General features: G+C 42.4%; 1 protein-coding gene. It reads left to right on the forward strand.

From position 1 onward, the window contains the following. Nucleotides 1-35 precede the first annotated feature (35 nt). The coding region (locus ACSNOG_RS33520) for an RNA polymerase sigma factor (protein WP_436756439.1) at nt 36-262 on the forward strand (227 nt) is incomplete at its 3' end.

Genomic DNA, 262 nt, shown 5'->3' on the forward strand with positions numbered 1-262 from the left:
CTAATTCATTGTAAATCAAGAGGAGGTTCTATAAAATGTCAGGAGCTCAGGACACCAAGTCTGTTTATCCGGATAAGCAGGCTAGCATTACAAGCTTTGAAAGCACGTATAAGCTGTATCGTCAAAGAATCCGCACCTACTTTTCGGTGAAATTGAACCCCATGGCCGCGGATGATTTGACGCAGCAGGTCTTTTTGAAGGCTGTCGAAAATTTTCACAACTTTAGAGCCGGCTCTAATGTATTCACATGGATCTTCAAGAT

The sequence above is a fragment of the Streptomyces sp. URMC 124 genome, from assembly GCF_051386455.1.
In the GTDB taxonomy this organism is placed as follows: Bacteria; Actinomycetota; Actinomycetes; order Streptomycetales; family Streptomycetaceae; genus Streptomyces.